Consider the following 3,482-nt stretch of genomic DNA (forward strand, 5'->3'; position numbering starts at 1 on the left):
TTACCGTAGTAACCGTCTTGTGGAATAGTTACACCCAGTTCTTGTGCAGCTTCCATTTTCAATTGTTGCAGTGCTGAATTTGCTTGAGGTACCACCAAGTTGTTAGAACGAGATCCTTGAGCCATATTTAAAATCTCCCTTCAATCTGTGTCTGTAATGTATTGCAAGCTTGCAAGATTATTATGGCTCGTACGCTTCAGGTTATACGGAATCTCATTAAATATTTGTATGGAGGTTTTTCCCAATGAGCAAGGGTTTATCATTATGGTTTGCATTCTCTTCGATTATGTTGTTAGCGGTTACGGCGATCATGATCTCGTACTCGGGCTGGTTGGCTTCGCTGCTGTTTGTCGTATCCGTTGCCAACATCGGCTGGGGATTTGTTATTCGCGCAAAGAAAGAGCGTCGGGAAGGTCGGGCCACCTCGGAAACCGCTTCTTGACCCTGTAAACATCTAGGTTAGGTAGTACCAAACGATAATAAAGAGGAGCCCTGTCAGGGCTCCTCTTTATTATGTGAACAATTCATCTACTTTAGGCCACTTGCCTCGTTCTACTACAACGTACGTCTAGGAACAAACCCCATACGATCTTTAACTGCATGAAGTGTTTGGGAAGCCACCGCTTCTGCACGACGAGCTGAAGTTTCCAGAATATCGGCCAATTCGCCAGACTCACGAATCTCACGATACCGTTCCTGTAGAGGTTCAATAACGGATACCACCACTTCAGCCAGTTCTTTTTTGAACGGACCATACATTTTGCCTTCATAGCGTTCTGCTACTTCCTTCAATGTCAGGCCTGCGCATTCAGCGTAGATACTCATCAGATTGCTCACTTCAGGTTTGTTTGCCGGATCATATACAACTTCAGTACCGGAATCGGTTGTGGCACGGCTAATTTTTTTGCGGATGACATCTGGCGGATCAAGCAAGGCAATGTAGCTGCCTGCATTGGGATTACTTTTGCTCATTTTCGAAGAAGCATCGTCCAAAGACATTACACGAGCACCCACCTGTGGAATATAAGGGTCTGGAATCGTGAAATACTCCCCATAACGGTGGTTAAAGCGTCCTGCCAGATCGCGTGTCAGTTCCAAATGCTGCTTCTGGTCCTCGCCTACTGGAACAAGGTCAGCATTATACAGCAAAATATCAGCAGCCATTAATGAAGGATATACGAATAGTCCGGCGCCAACGGAATCTTTACCGGAGGATTTGTCCTTGAATTGAGTCATGCGTTCGAGTTCACCCATCGAAGTCAGGGTGGTCATCAACCAGCCCAATTCCGCATGCTGGGGTACATGGGATTGCAGAAACACATTAGATTTCGCAGGATCGATTCCAGCTGCAATAAACAATGCAGCTACCGCCTCGGACTGCTCACGCAGCGCTGCCGGCTCTTGAGCTACTGTTACAGCGTGAAGATCAACTACCATAAAGTGACATTGGTAGTCATGCTGCAATTTCACAAAGTTTTTAATTGCCCCGATGTAGTTACCTAATGTGAGCTTGCCACTCGGCTGAATTCCGGAAAGTACTGTTTTCATTTCACATAACGCCTCCCTGTGTCTAGTTACGGATGACCAAATGGGTATATTTCTAAACCTTTGGCGGCCATCCAGCTATTCTTCTATTCTCAGCGGACGCAAAAAGGCCTCACATCCGCAAGGGACGTGAGACCGTGGTGCCACCCTTATTCGCATCTCTCCATTCCTCTAGTGGAAGAAATGCCTTCATTTCTCCGTAACGTGGAGGATACGTCCGATTCTACTAAGGATAGTCTAAGATCAGACTGCACCTGTTCAAATCAGCACTCAAGGGTCCATTCGGTAAAGAGTTCCCACCGGTTCACATCACCCACCGGCTTTCTGAAGAGAGTCCTCATGACTTACTTGTCCCTGTCATCGTTTTAATTATTATTCGTTGGATAAAACACAGCTTTCAGAATTCCATCTTAATGCGCCGAGACCAGAATGTCAAAATGGAAAGAGCTTTTTTTACCCACTCCGCCGAAATCTGTTATGATGGAATTGCTTATCCTGATCACCAGCATTGATTCGGTATGCTAATCGGATAAGTGGCATGTACACAATGACACGCCTGCAATGGCAGATAGGCATAGCCGTTTGCAGACAGATTTCAAGTGGGAAAAGGAGCATCGATATGAAAAAAGTGACCAAAGGCCAATGGAATGGTTACGACACGTATATCCTACATAGCCGTGAATTGGAGATTACCCTGCTGCCGCGTCTTGGAAACAATATTATTTCGATTCGCGATCTCGTGCAGGGCCGCGAAGTCGTTCGCAGTCCGAAAGAAGATGAACTTGCTTTTTACTTGCAGAAGCCGTATCACTTCGGCGTTCCGCTGCTGGTTCCGCCAGGCCGCATTCATCGAGGACAATTCGAATATGAGGGAGTCCATTACCAATTCAATCAGAATACGGCCAATGACAACCATATTCACGGCCTCCACCGCAGCCAGTCCTGGTGTGTCAGCGACATCGAAGAAGATGAAGACGGTTGTGCAATTACAACGGAATTATTAACTGAAAATGAAGAGCATTGGATGGCTCAATTTCCGATTCCTCTGAAGCTTGAGATGACGTTCAGACTGCAAAATGCTGTGTTAAGTCAGCGTCTGCGAGTAACTAATCTGAGCTCCACTCCTGCTCCTTTTGGAATGGGATATCATACATGGTTTCTGCTTGACGGCAAACCTGCCGAATGGACACTTCAACTTCCTGTTTCCGGAATCTACGGCCAGAATGAAGAGCAACTTCCCACAGGAGAGATTGAACCTCTCGGTGAATGGTCAGCTTTGAACGAAGGCATGAACATGCAGGGACGAAACTGGGATACTATTTTGAAAGCTGCAGAAGGACAATCCGCGGTAGCTCACTTGCGCAGGCAGGACGGATATATGTTGAAATATTCAGCAGATGAAGCATTTTTCAAACATTGGGTCCTCTTCACAAAGGGCGAATCCGATCAATTTCTGTGCATTGAACCCTACACCTGGCTCCCTGATGCACCCAATTTGCATTTAACAGATGAGCAAACGGGACTGATTCGTCTGGAACCTGAACAGCCCGTTGAGCTTTTTACACGTATTGAGATTGTTCCGCCAACCGAGAAATAATCTTGTACTCTCAAGATTTTTCTATGGGATATTTCCCCTTTATTTACCATTTATTCGCGTAGCCGATCCATACTGGGTCGGCTTTTTTCATGTTATCTCTCATCTTGCTCATCCAGTTTTTACCTTACTCCATATCATGCATATTTCCTTATTCTCTAACCATACTAACATCACCAAGCCATAAGGAGGTGACACACATGTACGGAGGTCAAAACCAAGGAAATAGAAATTCTTCAAACAATTTGGTTGTTCCTCAAGCTACTGCAGCTTTGCAACAATTGAAAATTGAAGCTGCACAAGAGCTGGGTGTAACAATTCCCCAAGACGGTTACTACGGTAA

At 45.6% G+C, this 3,482-nt stretch carries 5 protein-coding genes and 1 other annotated feature; of the genes, 3 read left to right on the forward strand and 2 right to left on the reverse strand.

Going from position 1 to position 3,482, the window contains the following annotated elements; genetic code table 11:
- A partial coding sequence (locus tag P364_RS0133360; RefSeq protein ID WP_024634306.1) for an alpha/beta-type small acid-soluble spore protein occupies positions 1 to 125 on the reverse strand: 125 nt, incomplete at its 3' end.
- A 119-nt stretch (positions 126 to 244) separates the two neighbouring features.
- On the opposite strand from P364_RS0133360, the gene P364_RS0133365 reads away from it, so the two are divergent.
- The gene (locus P364_RS0133365) at positions 245 to 442 is read left to right on the forward strand and encodes a hypothetical protein (RefSeq protein WP_024634307.1); all 198 of its coding nucleotides are present in this window, start codon (positions 245 to 247) and stop codon (positions 440 to 442) included.
- 113 nt (positions 443 to 555) lie between these two features.
- Here the strand turns inward: P364_RS0133365 and trpS are convergent, their stop codons facing one another.
- Positions 556 to 1,548 (reverse strand): tryptophan--tRNA ligase, encoded by a 993-nt coding sequence (gene trpS, locus P364_RS0133370; RefSeq protein ID WP_024634308.1) that lies wholly within the window; start codon positions 1,546 to 1,548, stop codon positions 556 to 558.
- 117 nt (positions 1,549 to 1,665) lie between these two features.
- Positions 1,666 to 1,915: a binding site (T-box leader), on the reverse strand.
- A gap of 249 nt (positions 1,916 to 2,164) precedes the next feature.
- Here trpS and P364_RS0133375 point away from each other — a divergent pair.
- Both P364_RS0133375 and P364_RS0133380 read left to right on the forward strand, forming a co-directional pair.
- On the forward strand, positions 2,165 to 3,142 hold the full coding sequence (locus P364_RS0133375) for an aldose 1-epimerase (RefSeq protein WP_024634309.1): 978 nt from the start codon (positions 2,165 to 2,167) through the stop codon (positions 3,140 to 3,142).
- Positions 3,143 to 3,339: 197 nt separating this feature from the next.
- The coding region (locus tag P364_RS0133380) for an alpha/beta-type small acid-soluble spore protein (RefSeq protein WP_024634310.1) at positions 3,340 to 3,482 on the forward strand (143 nt) is incomplete at its 3' end.

The organism is Paenibacillus sp. MAEPY2, assembly GCF_000499205.1.
Classification (GTDB): Bacteria; Bacillota; Bacilli; order Paenibacillales; family Paenibacillaceae; genus Paenibacillus; species Paenibacillus vandeheii.

What these genes read in the sequence shown, in the direction of transcription:
- P364_RS0133365 (WP_024634307.1), top strand. Translation starts at nt 245, where the DNA reads ATGAGCAAGGGTTTATCATTATGGTTTGCATTCTCTTCGATTATGTTG.
- trpS (WP_024634308.1), bottom strand. Translation starts at nt 1,548, where the DNA reads ATGAAAACAGTACTTTCCGGAATTCAGCCGAGTGGCAAGCTCACATTA.
- P364_RS0133375 (WP_024634309.1), top strand. Translation starts at nt 2,165, where the DNA reads ATGAAAAAAGTGACCAAAGGCCAATGGAATGGTTACGACACGTATATC.